Origin of the sequence: Nocardia abscessus NBRC 100374, from assembly GCF_000308455.1 — a bacterium.
GTDB classification, from domain to species: domain Bacteria; phylum Actinomycetota; class Actinomycetes; order Mycobacteriales; family Mycobacteriaceae; genus Nocardia; species Nocardia abscessus.
Window position 1 is genome coordinate 1 of the sequence record NZ_BAFP01000072.1, and the last position, 956, is coordinate 956.

At 67.6% G+C, this 956-nt stretch carries 1 protein-coding gene; it reads right to left on the reverse strand.

What is annotated here, in order from left to right:
• Positions 1 to 956: 3,4-dihydroxyphenylacetate 2,3-dioxygenase (gene hpaD / locus ON19_RS14605; RefSeq protein WP_043691646.1), on the reverse strand; the 956-nt coding region annotated here is incomplete at both ends.

Below are 956 nucleotides of genomic sequence, written 5' to 3' on the forward strand. Positions count from 1 at the left end.
CCCAGCTTGTATTCGCCCTTCTTCCAGTCGGGCAGGTCGTCGTGGCCGGGTTCGCGGGTGTAGGAGAAGCCGTCGGCGCCGATGGTGACCTCGAGTTCGCTGGTCTCGCTGCGCGGTAGCACCGGCTGGGGCTTGCCGTCCAGGTCCAGTACGAGCGAGGCCTCGGTGTACCACGACGGCACGACCGGAGTGCCCCACCAGTCGCGGCGCTGGTTGTCGTGCACGTCCCAGGTGACGACGGGATTGTCGGGATCGCCGGTGTAGTAGTCCTGGGTGTAGATCTCGATGCGGTGGCCGTCGGGATCACGCAAGTACAGGTAGAAGGCGTTCGAGACGCCGTGGCGGCCGGGGCCGCGCTCGATGCGGTCGGACAGGCGAAGGGCGCCGAGTTTGTCGCAGATCGCCAGGATGTTGTGCTTCTCGTGTGTGGCGAACGCGACGTGGTGCAGGCGCGGGCCGTCGCCGCCGGTGGCCGCGGTGTCGTGCACGGTCGGCTTGCGGCGCATCCAGGCGGCGTAGGTGGTGCCTGCCTCGTCCTGGATGTCTTCGGTGACGCGGAAACCGAGATCCTGGTAGTGCTTGACGGCACGCGGCACGTCCGGGGTGACCTGGTTGAAGTGGTCGAGCCGGACCAGCGCGCCCGGGGTGTAGAGGTCGTAGCGCCAGGCCAGCCGCTCCACGTGCTCGGTGTCGTGGAAGAACTCGTAGGGGAAACCGAGCGGGTCGACCACACGCACCGAATCGCCGATGCCCTTGGTGAAGCCGTCCTTGCGACGCTCGACCCGGCAGCCGATCTCGGTGTAGAACAGTTCGGCCCGATCCAGGTCCTCCGGAGTGCGTACCCGGTAGGACAGTGCGGCCAGCGCGGCGACCGGCCCGCGGCGGATCACCAGGTTGTGGTGGATGAACTCCTCGAGTGTGCGCAGGTAGATCGCGTCCTCGTCCTCCTCGGTGAC